This window comes from Ruegeria sp. G10 (genome assembly GCF_056533645.1).
The window spans coordinates 1-12,726 of sequence record NZ_JBQFOQ010000001.1 but is presented as its reverse complement, the minus strand read 5'-3'; the positions used below and the strand labels follow the sequence as shown (position 1 = coordinate 12,726).

Sequence of the window (12,726 nt, the reverse complement as noted above, 5' to 3'; positions counted from 1 at the left end):
CCCCCGCGCTGCGGGGGAGCCTTTCCCGTTGCACATAAGCGGATTTCACTTACCGCAATAACGAAATGTGCAACCGATGCGACCTGGGGACAACATGCAGGACGAAAACGGTATCTCGTTCTTCGGCGCCCTGTGGAATGGACTGATCTGGTTCATTCAGAACATTGCCGAAGCCTTCTATAATTTCGGATACGCCATCACGCATCCGCAGCTCTGGCTGGATTGGTCGGACAAAGAGTCGATCATGCGCTTTGTCTACTACGGCGGCTCGGTCGAGTTCTTCTTTGTGATCTTCGCGCTGTTTCTGGTGTTGACGGCCATCGGCCTCTACTATCGGAGTTTCATGTGGGGGATGGTGCGCGTCCTTGAAGGGTTCGCCAACACGACTGGGCGGTTCTTTGCATGGGCAGGCCTGCTGATGGTTATCCAGCAGATCGTTATCGTATTTATGCAACGGGTCTTTACCCGTCCCGATATGTCCTTTGGGCTGGGCATCCCTTTTCAGATGGATATCAGTTGGTTCGCCGAGGAACTTAAACTGTATAACGCCATGGTTGTCTGCCTCTGTTGTACCTACACATTCGTGCAGGGCGGCCATGTGCGGGTTGACCTGATCTATGCCGGTATCAGCCACCGGGCCAAGCGCGTCGTTGATATGTGCGGCGCGGTTTTGTTCATGATGCCGATGGCAGTTCTGACCTGGATGTATGGCTGGTATTTCATGTGGCGGCACCTGATCGTGCCCAAGCCTTCGGCGAGTGACACGGTAGATCGGTTGATCGCGAAATCCCGTGCGTTGCGTTGGAACGTTGAAACCATCGGCTTCAGCCCCAATGGGTTCAATGCCTACTTCCTGTTCAAAATCCTGCTGGTGGCTTTCGCCGCCATGGTGTTCCTGCATGCGATCGCGTTCCTGTACCGCTCGTATCTGGAATATGTGGAAGGGCCGGAAAGCACTGGAAAATACCTCGACAAGGACAGCCTTGGTGAGGGTGAAGAAGCCTACGAAGGCGCGCATTAAGGACGGGGAACCAGACAATGCTATTCGGACTTGATGGCGTCGAGATAGGCCTCATTATCGTATTCTTCTGCCTCTTTGGAGGCATCCTGTCGGGTTTCCCCGTGGCTTTCGCCATCGGTGGCGCCGGGGTAATCTCATTCGGGATCATCGCCGCATTGAACAGTGCTGGTTTGTTGATCCATCAGGCGATTGACACCGGGTCGCAGGCCTATCGGGACCTGGTGAATTCCGGCGTGAAACCGGACTCGGTTTCGGTGTTCCGATACCCCGATTTGCCAAGGATCGCCGAACCGGTCTTTGTGCAGGGCTGGGAAACCGCGCTCGACCGCAACGTGTCCTTCATTGTAAATCGTATGAACGAACGCGTTCTGGCCGGTCAGTCGATCGAGACTCTGCTGGCCGTTTTGATGTTTGTTCTGATGGGCATCACACTGGAACGCTCGAAAATCGCGAACGACCTGCTGACTACAATGGCGCGTGTCTTTGGCCCGCTGCCCGGCGGTCTGGCCGTGTCGATCGTTGTCGTGGGCGCGTTTCTGGCCGCCTCGACCGGGATCGTCGGCGCGACCGTGGTGACAATGGGCCTGCTGGCCCTGCCGACAATGCTGCGCAACAACTATTCGCCAGAGCTTGCGACAGGCGTGATCGCGGCCTCGGGGACGTTGGGGCAGATCATTCCACCGTCCATTGTGATCGTTCTGCTCGGCACGCTGGCGGGCGACTTGTATTCGACAGCGCAGGAGACGCGTGCAGTCGAAGCCGGGTGTACCGACGCGCTGACCTATCTGGGTGAACCTGCTGTTGTTTCGGTGGGGACGTTGTTCCAGGCGGCGCTGCTGCCGGGGATCATGTTGGCCTTGCTCTATGCGCTCTATGCCTTTGGCTATGCGCTGTTGAACCCGGACAAGGCCCCGGCTGTTGAGCTGTCGGGCGGGACGGGTGAGACCATCACACGCTCGGAAGGTCTGACATGGCTGCTGGGTGCACCGGTTGCCCTGATCGTTGGCGCGGTCCTGCTGGGCAGCGCGGGTGTGATCGGCAGCCAGAACATCTCGGTCTCGGCGTTCTCAGATATTGGGCAGGGTGCCTCGTTGCGCACGAACGTCTCGGAAGAGTGCAAGGCCTCGATGATCGAGTTGCATGGTCAGTCTGCCTGGGATCAGGCCGTGGCCGAGCAGGAGGCGATCGACGAGGCTGGTGGTGCAGCTGAATCGCAGCGCTTGAGCGAAGAAGAACTGGCCGCGGCGCAGGAAGCCAAGATTGCTGCGGCAGCACCGATCGGAAACGGCGTCGCCGTTATGGTGGTTCTGCTGGGCCTGACACTGGTGCTGGGGCGTGGCATTGCGCCTTCGCGCTCGCCGCAACCGCTGATCGTGGGCGCAATTGGTCTGTTGCTGATGCTGTTGGTCGACGTTCTGCTGATTGCGCCGACAACCTCGTCAGGGGCGACGTTCCTTATGCTGGCCATCCCCTTTGTCATTGCCATGTATGGCTGCAAAGAGGCGGCAGCGCGGTGTGCCACCAACGATCTGATCCGCGTGGTCTTCCCACCACTGGTTCTGATCATCGCGGTGCTGGGTTCAATCCTGGGCGGGGTGACCAACCCGACGCCCGCTGCGGCCCTCGGGGCGGGCGGAGCGATCATGCTGGCGGCCTATCGCAAGCTGCAGGATCAGGGCCGGTCCGGCAAAGTGATCATCTGGTCGACCTTTGCCGTGATCATCGCCCTGTTGATGGGCGTGAACTTTGATCTGCGCATCAACCAAGGCGACGTGTCGGTTGAAAGCTGGATCGCGTTCATCATCGCCTATTCGGCATACCTGTATGCGTTGTTTGGTCTTCTGTTCGGCTGTTGGGTGCTGTTCTCAAGCGGGGTGTTGACGCCCGTGGTGCGCGAAACGGCCAAGGTGACCTCGATGGTCTTTACCATCCTGATCGGTTCGCAATTGCTGAACCTTGTGGTGATCTCGTTCGGGGGTGAGCACTATATCCAGCAGTTCCTGCGCAGTTTTGACAACGAGTTCACGGTCTTCCTGATCGTGATGCTGGTGCTGTTTATTCTGGGCTTCGTGCTGGATTTCCTTGAGATCATCTACATCGTGATTCCCATCGTGGGCCCAGTGATTTATGGCGGTTCGTTTGACCCGAAATGGGTGACGATCATGGTGGCTGTGAACCTGCAGACCTCGTTCCTGACGCCACCTTTTGGGTTTGCGCTGTTCTACCTAAGGGGGGTTGCGCCGAAAGAGGTCACAACGGGGCACATTTATCGAGGGATCATACCGTTCGTGCTGATCCAGGTGGTTGGGATCGGGATACTCTGGTTCTTCCCCACGATCGTGACCATCGTCCCGGATCTGATACCGAACTAACGTCACACAAAGGAGGCCCCGCAGGGCCTCCTTTTTTTTCTGTCATGTTTGCGGCTGAGGATGCGTCAGCTTGGCAAATTCCTGTTCGGTTGAATGATCGATCTCAAGATCGGCCGTGTCGAACGTGCCGGCATCGGGGTTATCGAAGACCGTCTTGTCCAGTTTGCCGACCTTCTTGCCGACGATGGTGGTCACGACGGCATCACCGGTGATGTTCACCACGGTCCGCATCATGTCGAGGATACGGTCGACGGCGAGGATGATCCCGATGCCTTCCAGTGGCATTCCCAACTGGTTCAGAACCATCGCCAGCATGACGATGCCTACGCCGGGAACACCCGCGGTGCCGATCGAGGCCAGAACCGAGATCGAGATGACGGTCAGATAGCCGCTCAGCCCCAGATCCATGCCATAGGCATTAGCGAGGAACACGGTGGCCACGCCATGCATGATCGCGGTGCCGTCCATGTTGATCGTCGCCCCGAGTGGGATGCCGAATGACGCGACCGAGCGATCCACCCCAACGCGCTGCGTCACGCATTGCAGGCTGGCCGGGATCGTTGCATTCGAGCTTGAGGTCGAAAACGCAAACACCTGAGCCGAGCGCATCTTGCGCATGAACGTGCGCGGGTTGAGGCCGGTGGTGAAATAGAGCAGCGCCATCAGAGTGACACAGAGGTGGAACACCAGCGTCAGGCTGATCGTGGTCAGATAGCCGATGACGGGGCCGAAGAGGCTGAAACCTTCCATCGCAAAGGTCTTGGCGATCAGGCTGAACACGCCGATGGGGGCAAAGGCCATGACGATCTTGACGATTTTCATCGCCAGTTCGTTCATGAACTCGCAGCCTTCGACAAACGCCTTGGCGCGGTTGCCCATCATCAGAACCGCAATGCCCACGACCATCACGTAGAAGATGATCTGCAGCATCTCACCATTGGCCAGCGCGTTGATCGGGTTCTTGGGGATGATGTTCGCCAGAATCTCCCATGTGGTCTGTGGGTTGGCGACACTCACACCGTCTCCGACCAGATACATGCTTTCGAACCCTTTGCCGGGACCGATCAGGCTGGCGAACACCAGCGCAGTGGTCACCGCCAGCGCGGTGGTGGCCAGATAGGTGACAAAGGTCATGCCGCCGACGCGGCCCAGCAGCTTGACATCTCCGATCCCGACCACTCCGCAGAGCAGCGAGAAGACAACAAGTGGCACTACAAGCATCTGCAGCGCGTTCAGGAACATCTGCCCCAGCATCGACAGCGCGCCATCGACAAGCGCGGTGTTCAGGGCGGCGATATCGAGATAGTTCAGAACCAGTCCAAACACTGACCCGAGGGCCAGCGCGATCAGGATCTGGGTCGTCAAAGTGGCCGAAACCAGTCGGCGTGTGGCGTTAACCATTTTCCCCCTCCTTCAGAAGCTCTACGGCAGGGTGGGAGGCCTGTCGCAGAAACAAAATCCCCAGCCCCGGCAGCGGCTTGATATGCGGCGGGTTTCACGGCTGGTTCGTGTGTTAAGAAGCAGGTTTAATGTGGTGACGCCGCGTCAGCTTTCAATTGCTCAACCGGTGTGCAAGTGCATTAATAATGCTTAATATTTGCGCGCATAGTTCGTAAGTATCAGAAATATATAAATTACTCTAAGAGGCTCGGGGTCGTGAACTCGATCAGGTCCCAGCGGTTTCCGAACGGGTCGCGCCAGACTGCGACGATGCCATAGGGCTCGCGGCGGGGGGCTTCCTCGAACCCGACACCCGCCTCAAGCATGGCTGCGTGGTCCCGATAGAAGTCGTCGGTCTCAAGAAAGAAACCGACGCGCCCACCGGTTTGCTGCCCGATCGCAGCCACCTGCGTGTCGCCAACGGCCTTGGCCAACAGCAGCGAAGCCCCCGCCGACCCCGGTGGTGTGACACGTACCCAGCGCTTATCCTCGCCAAGGTCGAGATCCTGTATCAGGGTGAAGTTCAGAACTCCGGTGTAGAACGCAATCGCCGCATCATAGTCGGGCACAACCAAAGTGACCGCATGAAGGTTTTGGCGCATGTCGGGTCAGCCTTTGGTGGGGTGGCGGTCGGGCAGCTGAATATTCGCGACCTGTTCTGCGATCGGCGCTGATGACAAGGGATGATGCGACGTCTGAGCATAGGACTCGGGGTCGTCGATCATCCGCCATTCTCCCTGCACATAGGCCTGCAGACCTGCGAACTTGGCTTTGTAACCCATCTTCGGACTGCCGGGCACCCAGTAGCCCAGATAGATAAAGGGCAGCCCGGCCTCGCGTGCGATCTCGATATGATCGAGGATCATGTAAGTGCCCAGCGATTTTTTCTGAAACTCCGGGTCATAGAACGAGTAGACCATGCTCAGCCCGTCATCCAGCACGTCCGTCAGGCTGACCGCGATCAGGTCGTCGGTTTCCGGGTCTGCATACTCGATCACGCGGCTGCGGATCGGGGTTTCCTCGATCATGGCGGCGAATTCGAACACGTCCATGTCGGCCATGCCGCCATCGGCGTGGCGGGCGTCCAGATACCGGCGGAACAGATCGAACTGTTCATCCGTAGCCCAGGGCGAGGTGGCGCGCCGTTTCAGATAGCCATTGCGTTTTGTGGCGCGCTTTTGGCTTTTGCTGGGGCGGAAGGCGGACACGTCGATCCGGGCAGACAGGCACGCGGCGCAATCGGTGCAGGAAGGGCGGTACAGCACGTTTTGGGATCGTCTAAACCCTTGTTGTGACAGGCAATCATTTAACTGATCAGCGCCTTCGCCCTGAAGGGCGGTGAACAGTTTGCGCTCCATCCTGCCCTCAAGATAGGGGCAGGGCTGGGGTGCCGTCACATAGAACTGTGGCGCGATTGGCAGCGTGTGTCGCATGAAGGTCCCGCATCTCCTCGGGACGGATGATAGCAACGGTTATGGGTGCCGCCAAGTTTTTTGCTCAGGAGTTTTTCAGGCCCGCTTGTTGATCATGACGGTGCCGAGGAAGGCATCGGTCAAACCCTGACAGCGGGCGCTTGTCATCATCATGATGACCGAGATGATCTGCAGGACCGGGATCGCCATGCTGACGAAATAGCCCGCCGTATGCGCGATGGCCTTGCCGGTATCCATGCGCGCCCCGAACGCATCACGCAACTCGATCCCCATGAACCGCATACCCAGCGTGGCAGAGCCATTGGCGATGGTCACGACCCGATAGATGAAGCTGATGACCGCATAGATCAGGGCGAGGATGAAAAAGCCCATGCCGAAGGTCAGCAGGATCGCAACGGTACACAGCAACGAGATGAAGGCGATATCAAACAGCCATGCGAAGAAACGCTTGGTGGCGACGGATTGGTAGAATTCCGGCTGGCTGTCGGGATCGGGCAGGTGGGTCATGTCTTGGTCCGGTTATTGGTCAAAGGCACCCTGTCCCGAAGATCGGGGCAGGGCAAGGCTGGATCAGGCGGGTTGTTCGCCAGTGCCTGTGTCATCGCGATTGTCGCGGGCGCGTTCGTCCATGAACTCGTCGAACTCGGCCTTGTCCTTGGCTTCGCGCAGTCGGTGCAGGAAGGCCTCAAAATCCTTCTGCTCGCGCTCCAGCCGCGCCAGAGTGTCGGCCTTGTAGGCGTCAAAGGCGCTGTTGCCGGAAGGTTTCATGGCGCTCATGTGGCTGTTCCACGACGAACGGCGGCTGCAGGATTTGCTGAACATGCGTTTGCTCCAGATCATATAGGCCAGAAAGGCCAGGCCGATGGGCCAGAAGACGATAAAGCCAAGGACCATTGCGGCGATCCAGGCCCCTTTGCCCTTGCTGTCAAGCCAGGCCTCGGCGCGGTGCAACCAGCCTGGATTTGCAGGAACGGCGTGTTCGGACAATGCGGTCATTTGGTCTCTCCACTCAGGATGTAAATGCTATTCACATTTCCTAGATGGGAGGGGGGAGCGGACGTTGCAAGGGGTAATGTGAAAAAGATTTACATACTGGTTTTCGACGGTTGACGCGGTGGCGGAACGGGCGCAGTTTCTGCTCATGCAAGATACTGAGAACACACACGCTCCGACGCTTGATCAGATACTTTCGCTGGAAAAGCAGGTTTGGACCGCGCTGGTAGAAGGCAACGCGCAGGCTGACCGCGCATTGCTGAGCTCGGATTTTCTGGGCGTTTACCCGACGGGCTTTGCCAACCGCGACGATCACGTTGGGCAGTTTGCCGATGCACCGACGATGGCCACGTATGAATTGTCCGAGGCGACGCTGCGAGTGCTGACCCCGGACATCGTGCTGTTGAGCTACCGTGCGGACTATACCCGTCCGGATGCACCAGAGCCCGAGGCGATGCTGATCTCGTCCCTGTGGGAGCGGCGGTATGATGTCTGGATCAACAGTTTCAGTCAGGACACGCCGCTGGAGCGCCCATGAGCCTTGCCATTCACCGAGTCCCGCGCGCCTTTGATCCGGCCCTTGGGGCCGAAACCCGCGCAGCCTTGCCAGACCTGAGCGCAGAACAAGGAGAGCTGATTGCAGGTACCGCAGGGTCCAGCCCCTATCTGAAGGGTCTGATTGATCAGGAAAAGGTTTGGTTAGCCCAAGCGTTGCAAGATCCGGATCAGGCTTTGGCGGATGTCATGGCGGTCGCACGGGCGCTGCCGCCGGATCAGTTGAAGCCGGGGCTGCGACAGGCCAAGCGGCGGCTGGCACTACTGACCGCGCTGGCCGATCTGGCAGGGGCTTGGCCGTTGGAAAAGGTGACCGGAGCGCTGACCGATTTTGGCGCGTTGGCTGCGGACGTGGCGGCCAAGGCCGAGATCGCCGCCCTGATCCGACGCGGCAAGCTGCCGGGCATGACAGAAGACGATGTCGAAACCGCCGCCGGGCTGGTCATTCTGGCCATGGGCAAGATGGGCGCGCATGAGCTGAACTATAGCTCGGATATCGACCTGATCGTGCTGTTTGACGAGACGCGGTTTGCCCCGGATGACTTTTACGATGCGCGCCATGGCATGGTCCGGGCGACACGGAATTTCTGCGCCACGCTCAGCGACAAGACAGCGGATGGCTATGTCTTTCGCACCGACCTTCGCCTGCGCCCCGATCCGGCGGTGACGCCCGTGTGCATGGCGATGGAGGCGGCTGAGCGCTATTATGAAAGCCTCGGCCGGACGTGGGAGCGCGCGGCCTATATCAAGGCGCGCCCCTGCGCCGGGGATATTGCCGCCGGAGAGCGGTTTCTGGACGCCCTGCGCCCCTTCGTCTGGCGGCGGCATCTGGATTTCGCCGCCATTCAGGACGCCCACGACATGCGCCTGCGCATACGCGAGAACAAGGGAACGGGCGGCAGCCTGTCGATCCCCGGCCACGACATGAAGCTGGGGCAGGGCGGCATTCGCGAGATCGAGTTCTTCACCCAGACCCGCCAGTTGATTGCCGGGGGGCGCGACCCCGATCTGCGTGTCCGTGGCACGGTTCCGGGGCTGGCGGCGCTGGCCTCGAAGGGCTGGGTGCCCGAGGACGTGGCTGTAAAGCTCACCGACCATTACCGCGCCCATCGTGAGGTCGAGCATCGCATCCAGATGGTGCATGACGCCCAGACCCACAAGATGCCGCAGACTGAGGACGGCATTGAACGGGTGGCCTGCCTGATGGGCCTCAGCAGCGCCGATCTGACCGCCGATCTGACCCGCCGCCTGACCGAGGTGCACGAGTTGACCGAGGGGTTCTTTGCTCCCGGTGCCAGCCCACGCCCTGCGACAACGCCAGAGGTTGAATTCGACAAGGGTGTGCTGGCCCGGTGGACCACATACCCGGCGCTGCGGTCGCAGCGTGGCGCGCGCATTTTTGAACGCCTGCGTCCCGAACTGCTCTCGCGCCTCGCCAAAACCGCAAAACCCGAAGAGGCCTTGCTGGCGCTGGATGGTTTTCTGGCGGGCCTTCCCGCCGGTGTGCAACTGTTTTCCCTCTTCGAGGCGAACCCGCAACTGATCGACCTGCTGATCGACATCGTCGGCACCTCGCACGCGCTGGCCACGCATCTGTCGCGCAACGCGGCCGTGTTTGATGCGGTCATCGGCGGTAGTTTCTTCGACGACTGGCCGGGGCAGGCGGTGCTGCAATCGGATTTGCAGCAAGCCCTGTCAGAAGAAGATGACTATGAAACTCAGCTGGATCTGGCCCGGCGCTGGTGCAAGGAATGGCACTTCCGCATCGGTGTCCACCATCTGCGCGGCCTCATAGACGGGGCGCAGGCCGGGCAGCAATATGCGGAACTGGCGGGGGCGGTCATCGCATCGGTTCTGCCCTGCGTCGAAACCCAGTTTGCCAGAAAGCACGGGCCTGCCCCAGGGCGCGGGGCGGCGGTTCTGGGCATGGGCTCGCTTGGGGCCGGGCGCATCAATTCGCAGTCCGATCTGGACATGATCGTCATCTACGACCCGCAGGACCAGGAAATGTCGGACGGCCCGCGCCCTCTGGCCACACGCACCTACTATGCGCGGTTCACGCAAGCCCTGATCACCGCGCTGACAGCTCCGATGTCGCAGGGACGGCTCTACGAGGTCGATATGCGCCTGCGCCCTTCGGGCAATCAGGGACCGGTGGCCACCAGTTGGAGCAGCTTTACCAATTACCAGCAGAACGAGGCATGGGTGTGGGAACACCTCGCCCTGACCCGCGCGCGCGTGATCGCCGGGGATGCCGGGCTGACCGAGGATATCGAAGGCTTTCGTGCCGAGTTTCTTTCGCGCCCGCGCGATCGCACCAAGGTTCTGACCGAAGTCGCTGAAATGCGCACCCGTCTGGCTGCCGCCAAGGCTCCGGCGGGGGTTTGGGATGCCAAGAACGGCCCCGGACGGATGATGGATATCGAATTGCTGGCCCAGAGCGGCGCGCTGTTGTCGGGCTCCGCACAACGCGATGTGCGCGCGGGTCTGGACGGCGCGGTCGCTGCCGGACTTCTGGAGGTCGCGCAGGCGCAGACGCTCAAGGACTGTTACGGCCTATGCTGGTCCGTACAATGCGCGGCGCGGCTGCTTTCGGGCAAAGCGATCGAGGCGGACAAGATCGGTGAGGGCGGCGCGGCCTTCCTCTGCCGGGCCACCGGGTTCGATCAGGTCGACACGCTACAGGCCGCGTTGCAGGATAGCTACGACACCGCCGCCGCCTTGATCGGCGCTGTGGTTGAAGGAGAGGCAAATGGCGCGCAGCGATGATCCGAACGACCACAAGGGCCTGATCCGCGAGGCCTATCGCATCGACGGCATCACCATGTCCGAATGCCGCAGCATCTTCCTCGACTGGGCGCTCAGCCTGCCCGAGGACAGGGATCAGAAACAGGCGCTGACCGAACTACACGCGCAATACGCGGCGCAAGCGGGTGATCACCCGATGACGCAGGTTTTGGCCGAAGGGCTGCAATCGGCGCAGGCCCCCAAGCGCCGCGGGGGCTGGCGCAACCGGAACCGTTAACAGGGCTTTCACCCCAACCGGTTCAAAGCTATGAGAGCGCCATGACCGCCTCATCCGACCGCCCCCGCATTCGCCTGAAACCCAAAGCCAACGCGCGCGGGCTGCGCCATGGTTTCCCATGGGTCTACGCCAATGACATCGTCACCGACCGCCGCACCCGCAAGATCGCAGCCGGAGCACTGGCGGTGCTGGAGGATGACAAACGCCAGCCCATCGCGCTGGTCGCGGTGAACCCCGCATCGAAAATCATGTGCCGGGTGTTGGACCGGGACATTGACGCGGACCTGAATGCCGACTGGTTCGAAACCCGCCTGCGTCGTGCGCTGGAGATGCGCGCGCGCCTGTTTGACGCGCCCTATTACCGCCTGATCCATGCCGAAGCTGATGGCTTTCCCGGCGTGATCATCGACCGCTTTGCAGATGCCTGCGTCATCCAACCCAACGCTGCGTGGGCCGAGGCGCATCTGGACGCCCTGACCGATGCTCTGGTCAAAGTGACCGGCGTGACCACGGTTCTGAAAAACGCCTCCGGCCGCACCCGAGGGCTAGAGGGTCTCGACGACCTTAACCAGACCCTGCACGGAACGACGCCCGAGGCACCGCTGCCCGTGCCCATGAACGGTGCAACTTATATGGCCGACCTGACCGGCGGCCAGAAGACAGGCCTGTTCTACGATCAGCGCCCCAACCACGCCTTCGCCGCCCGCCTGGTGCATCCCGAAGCGCATGTTCTGGACGTGTTCAGCCATGTCGGCGGCTTCGGCCTGGCCATGCTGGCCGGTGGCGCCGCGCAAGCGCTGGCGGTCGATGGTTCCGCCGCAGCACTGACGCTGGCCGAACAAGGGGCCGAGGCCGCAGGCGTTGCCGACCGGTTCCAGACCCGCCAAGGCGACGCATTCGACGTTCTGACGCAACTGGGCGAAGAAGGGGCCGCATTCGACGTGGTGATCTGCGACCCACCCGCTTTTGCGCCCTCGAAACAAGCGCTGGACGCAGGCCTGCGCGCCTACGAACGTATAGCGCGCCTTGCCGCGCCGCTGGTGAAACCGGGCGGGTACCTTGGCCTCTGCTCCTGTTCCCACGCCGCCGATCTGGCCCGCTTCCGCGACGCCTCATCGCGCGGGATTGGCCGGGCAGGGCGGCAGGCACAGCTGATCCATACGGGCTTTGCCGGACCGGACCACCCGCAACTGCCGCAACTGGCCGAAAGTGGCTATCTCAAAGCCGTTTTCTACCGCCTGTGAAAGCGGTGCTGGACACCTGCGTCATCTACCCCACGGTGATGCGAGAGATGCTGCTGGGCGCGGCAAAGCTGGGCCATTTCACCCCGGTCTGGTCCGCCCGCATCCTCGAAGAATGGGCCCGTGCCGCCCGCAAACTCGGCCCCACGGGTGAGGCGCAGGCCCGCGCCGAAATCGCCCTGACCCAAGCCAACTGGCCCAAGGCCGAACACCCCGCCGCACCGGGCATGGAACAACGCCTCTGGCTGCCCGACAAAGCGGATATCCACGTCCTAGCCACCGCAGTCGCCTCATCGTCAGACCTGATCGTCACCGTCAACGCCAAGGATTTCCCGAAAAACATCCTTGCCGAAGAAGGCATCGACCGCCGCGATCCCGACGGCCTGCTGCACAGCTTCTGGCTGACCGACCCCGAAGGCATGGCGCAGGTCGCCGCCAAAACCCTCACCCAGGCCAACCACCTCTCCGGCGATCAATGGACCCTCCGCCCCCTGATGAAAAAGGCCCGCCTGCCCAGATTGGGCAAAGCCCTCACCACCTGACGCGGATTCACCCTTCATCTGGCCAAAAATATCCCGGGGAGCGCGAGGGGCAGCACCCCTCGCACCCACACCTATCCGCCCGCCCCCCAGCGCTGCTCCAATGC

General features: G+C 61.0%; 12 protein-coding genes. 7 read left to right on the top strand and 5 right to left on the bottom strand.

What is annotated here, in order from left to right:
• The first annotated feature begins 94 nt into the window (after positions 1-94).
• The gene (locus tag ACR0KM_RS00060; protein WP_480819708.1) at positions 95-1,021 is read left to right on the top strand and encodes a TRAP transporter small permease subunit; all 927 of its coding nucleotides are present in this window, start codon (positions 95-97) and stop codon (positions 1,019-1,021) included.
• 17 nt (positions 1,022-1,038) lie between these two features.
• Entirely contained in the window at positions 1,039-3,393 is a 2,355-nt protein-coding gene (locus ACR0KM_RS00055) for a TRAP transporter large permease subunit (RefSeq protein WP_480857344.1), read from the top strand.
• A gap of 42 nt (positions 3,394-3,435) precedes the next feature.
• Here ACR0KM_RS00055 and ACR0KM_RS00050 read toward each other — a convergent pair whose 3' ends face one another.
• The 5 genes from ACR0KM_RS00050 to ACR0KM_RS00030 all read right to left on the bottom strand — a co-directional run bounded on the left by ACR0KM_RS00050 (position 3,436) and on the right by ACR0KM_RS00030 (position 7,262).
• On the bottom strand, positions 3,436-4,794 hold the full coding sequence (locus tag ACR0KM_RS00050; protein ID WP_480857346.1) for a dicarboxylate/amino acid:cation symporter: 1,359 nt from the start codon (positions 4,792-4,794) through the stop codon (positions 3,436-3,438).
• Between the two features lie 233 nt (positions 4,795-5,027).
• Positions 5,028-5,435 (bottom strand): VOC family protein, encoded by a 408-nt coding sequence (locus tag ACR0KM_RS00045; protein ID WP_480857348.1) that lies wholly within the window; start codon positions 5,433-5,435, stop codon positions 5,028-5,030.
• Between the two features lie 6 nt (positions 5,436-5,441).
• On the bottom strand, positions 5,442-6,266 hold the full coding sequence (locus ACR0KM_RS00040; protein WP_480819712.1) for an arginyltransferase: 825 nt from the start codon (positions 6,264-6,266) through the stop codon (positions 5,442-5,444).
• Between the two features lie 75 nt (positions 6,267-6,341).
• On the bottom strand, positions 6,342-6,773 hold the full coding sequence (locus ACR0KM_RS00035) for an RDD family protein (protein WP_480857350.1): 432 nt from the start codon (positions 6,771-6,773) through the stop codon (positions 6,342-6,344).
• Between the two features lie 63 nt (positions 6,774-6,836).
• Positions 6,837-7,262 (bottom strand): DUF2852 domain-containing protein, encoded by a 426-nt coding sequence (locus ACR0KM_RS00030; protein ID WP_480819714.1) that lies wholly within the window; start codon positions 7,260-7,262, stop codon positions 6,837-6,839.
• Positions 7,263-7,407: 145 nt separating this feature from the next.
• Between ACR0KM_RS00030 and ACR0KM_RS00025 the strand changes: the two genes are divergently transcribed.
• The 5 genes from ACR0KM_RS00025 to ACR0KM_RS00005 are packed head-to-tail and all read left to right on the top strand — an operon-like array spanning position 7,408 to position 12,622.
• Positions 7,408-7,797 carry a DUF4440 domain-containing protein gene (locus tag ACR0KM_RS00025; RefSeq protein WP_480843484.1) on the top strand — a complete coding sequence of 130 codons (390 nt, stop codon included), beginning with the start codon at positions 7,408-7,410 and terminating at the stop codon, positions 7,795-7,797.
• Complete coding sequence (locus tag ACR0KM_RS00020) at positions 7,794-10,583, top strand: [protein-PII] uridylyltransferase family protein (RefSeq protein ID WP_480857353.1); 2,790 nt, start codon at positions 7,794-7,796, stop codon at positions 10,581-10,583. Before ACR0KM_RS00025 ends, ACR0KM_RS00020 begins: the two co-directional genes overlap by 4 nt.
• Positions 10,567-10,839, top strand: a complete 273-nt coding sequence (locus ACR0KM_RS00015) for a hypothetical protein (protein WP_480528839.1) — start codon at positions 10,567-10,569, stop codon at positions 10,837-10,839. Before ACR0KM_RS00020 ends, ACR0KM_RS00015 begins: the two co-directional genes overlap by 17 nt.
• Before the next feature lie 41 nt (positions 10,840-10,880).
• Positions 10,881-12,083 (top strand): RSP_2647 family RNA methyltransferase, encoded by a 1,203-nt coding sequence (locus ACR0KM_RS00010; protein WP_480857355.1) that lies wholly within the window; start codon positions 10,881-10,883, stop codon positions 12,081-12,083.
• The gene (locus ACR0KM_RS00005; protein WP_480528842.1) at positions 12,080-12,622 is read left to right on the top strand and encodes an RSP_2648 family PIN domain-containing protein; all 543 of its coding nucleotides are present in this window, start codon (positions 12,080-12,082) and stop codon (positions 12,620-12,622) included. The genes ACR0KM_RS00010 and ACR0KM_RS00005 overlap by 4 nt, the downstream gene beginning before the upstream one ends.
• Positions 12,623-12,726 lie beyond the last annotated feature (104 nt).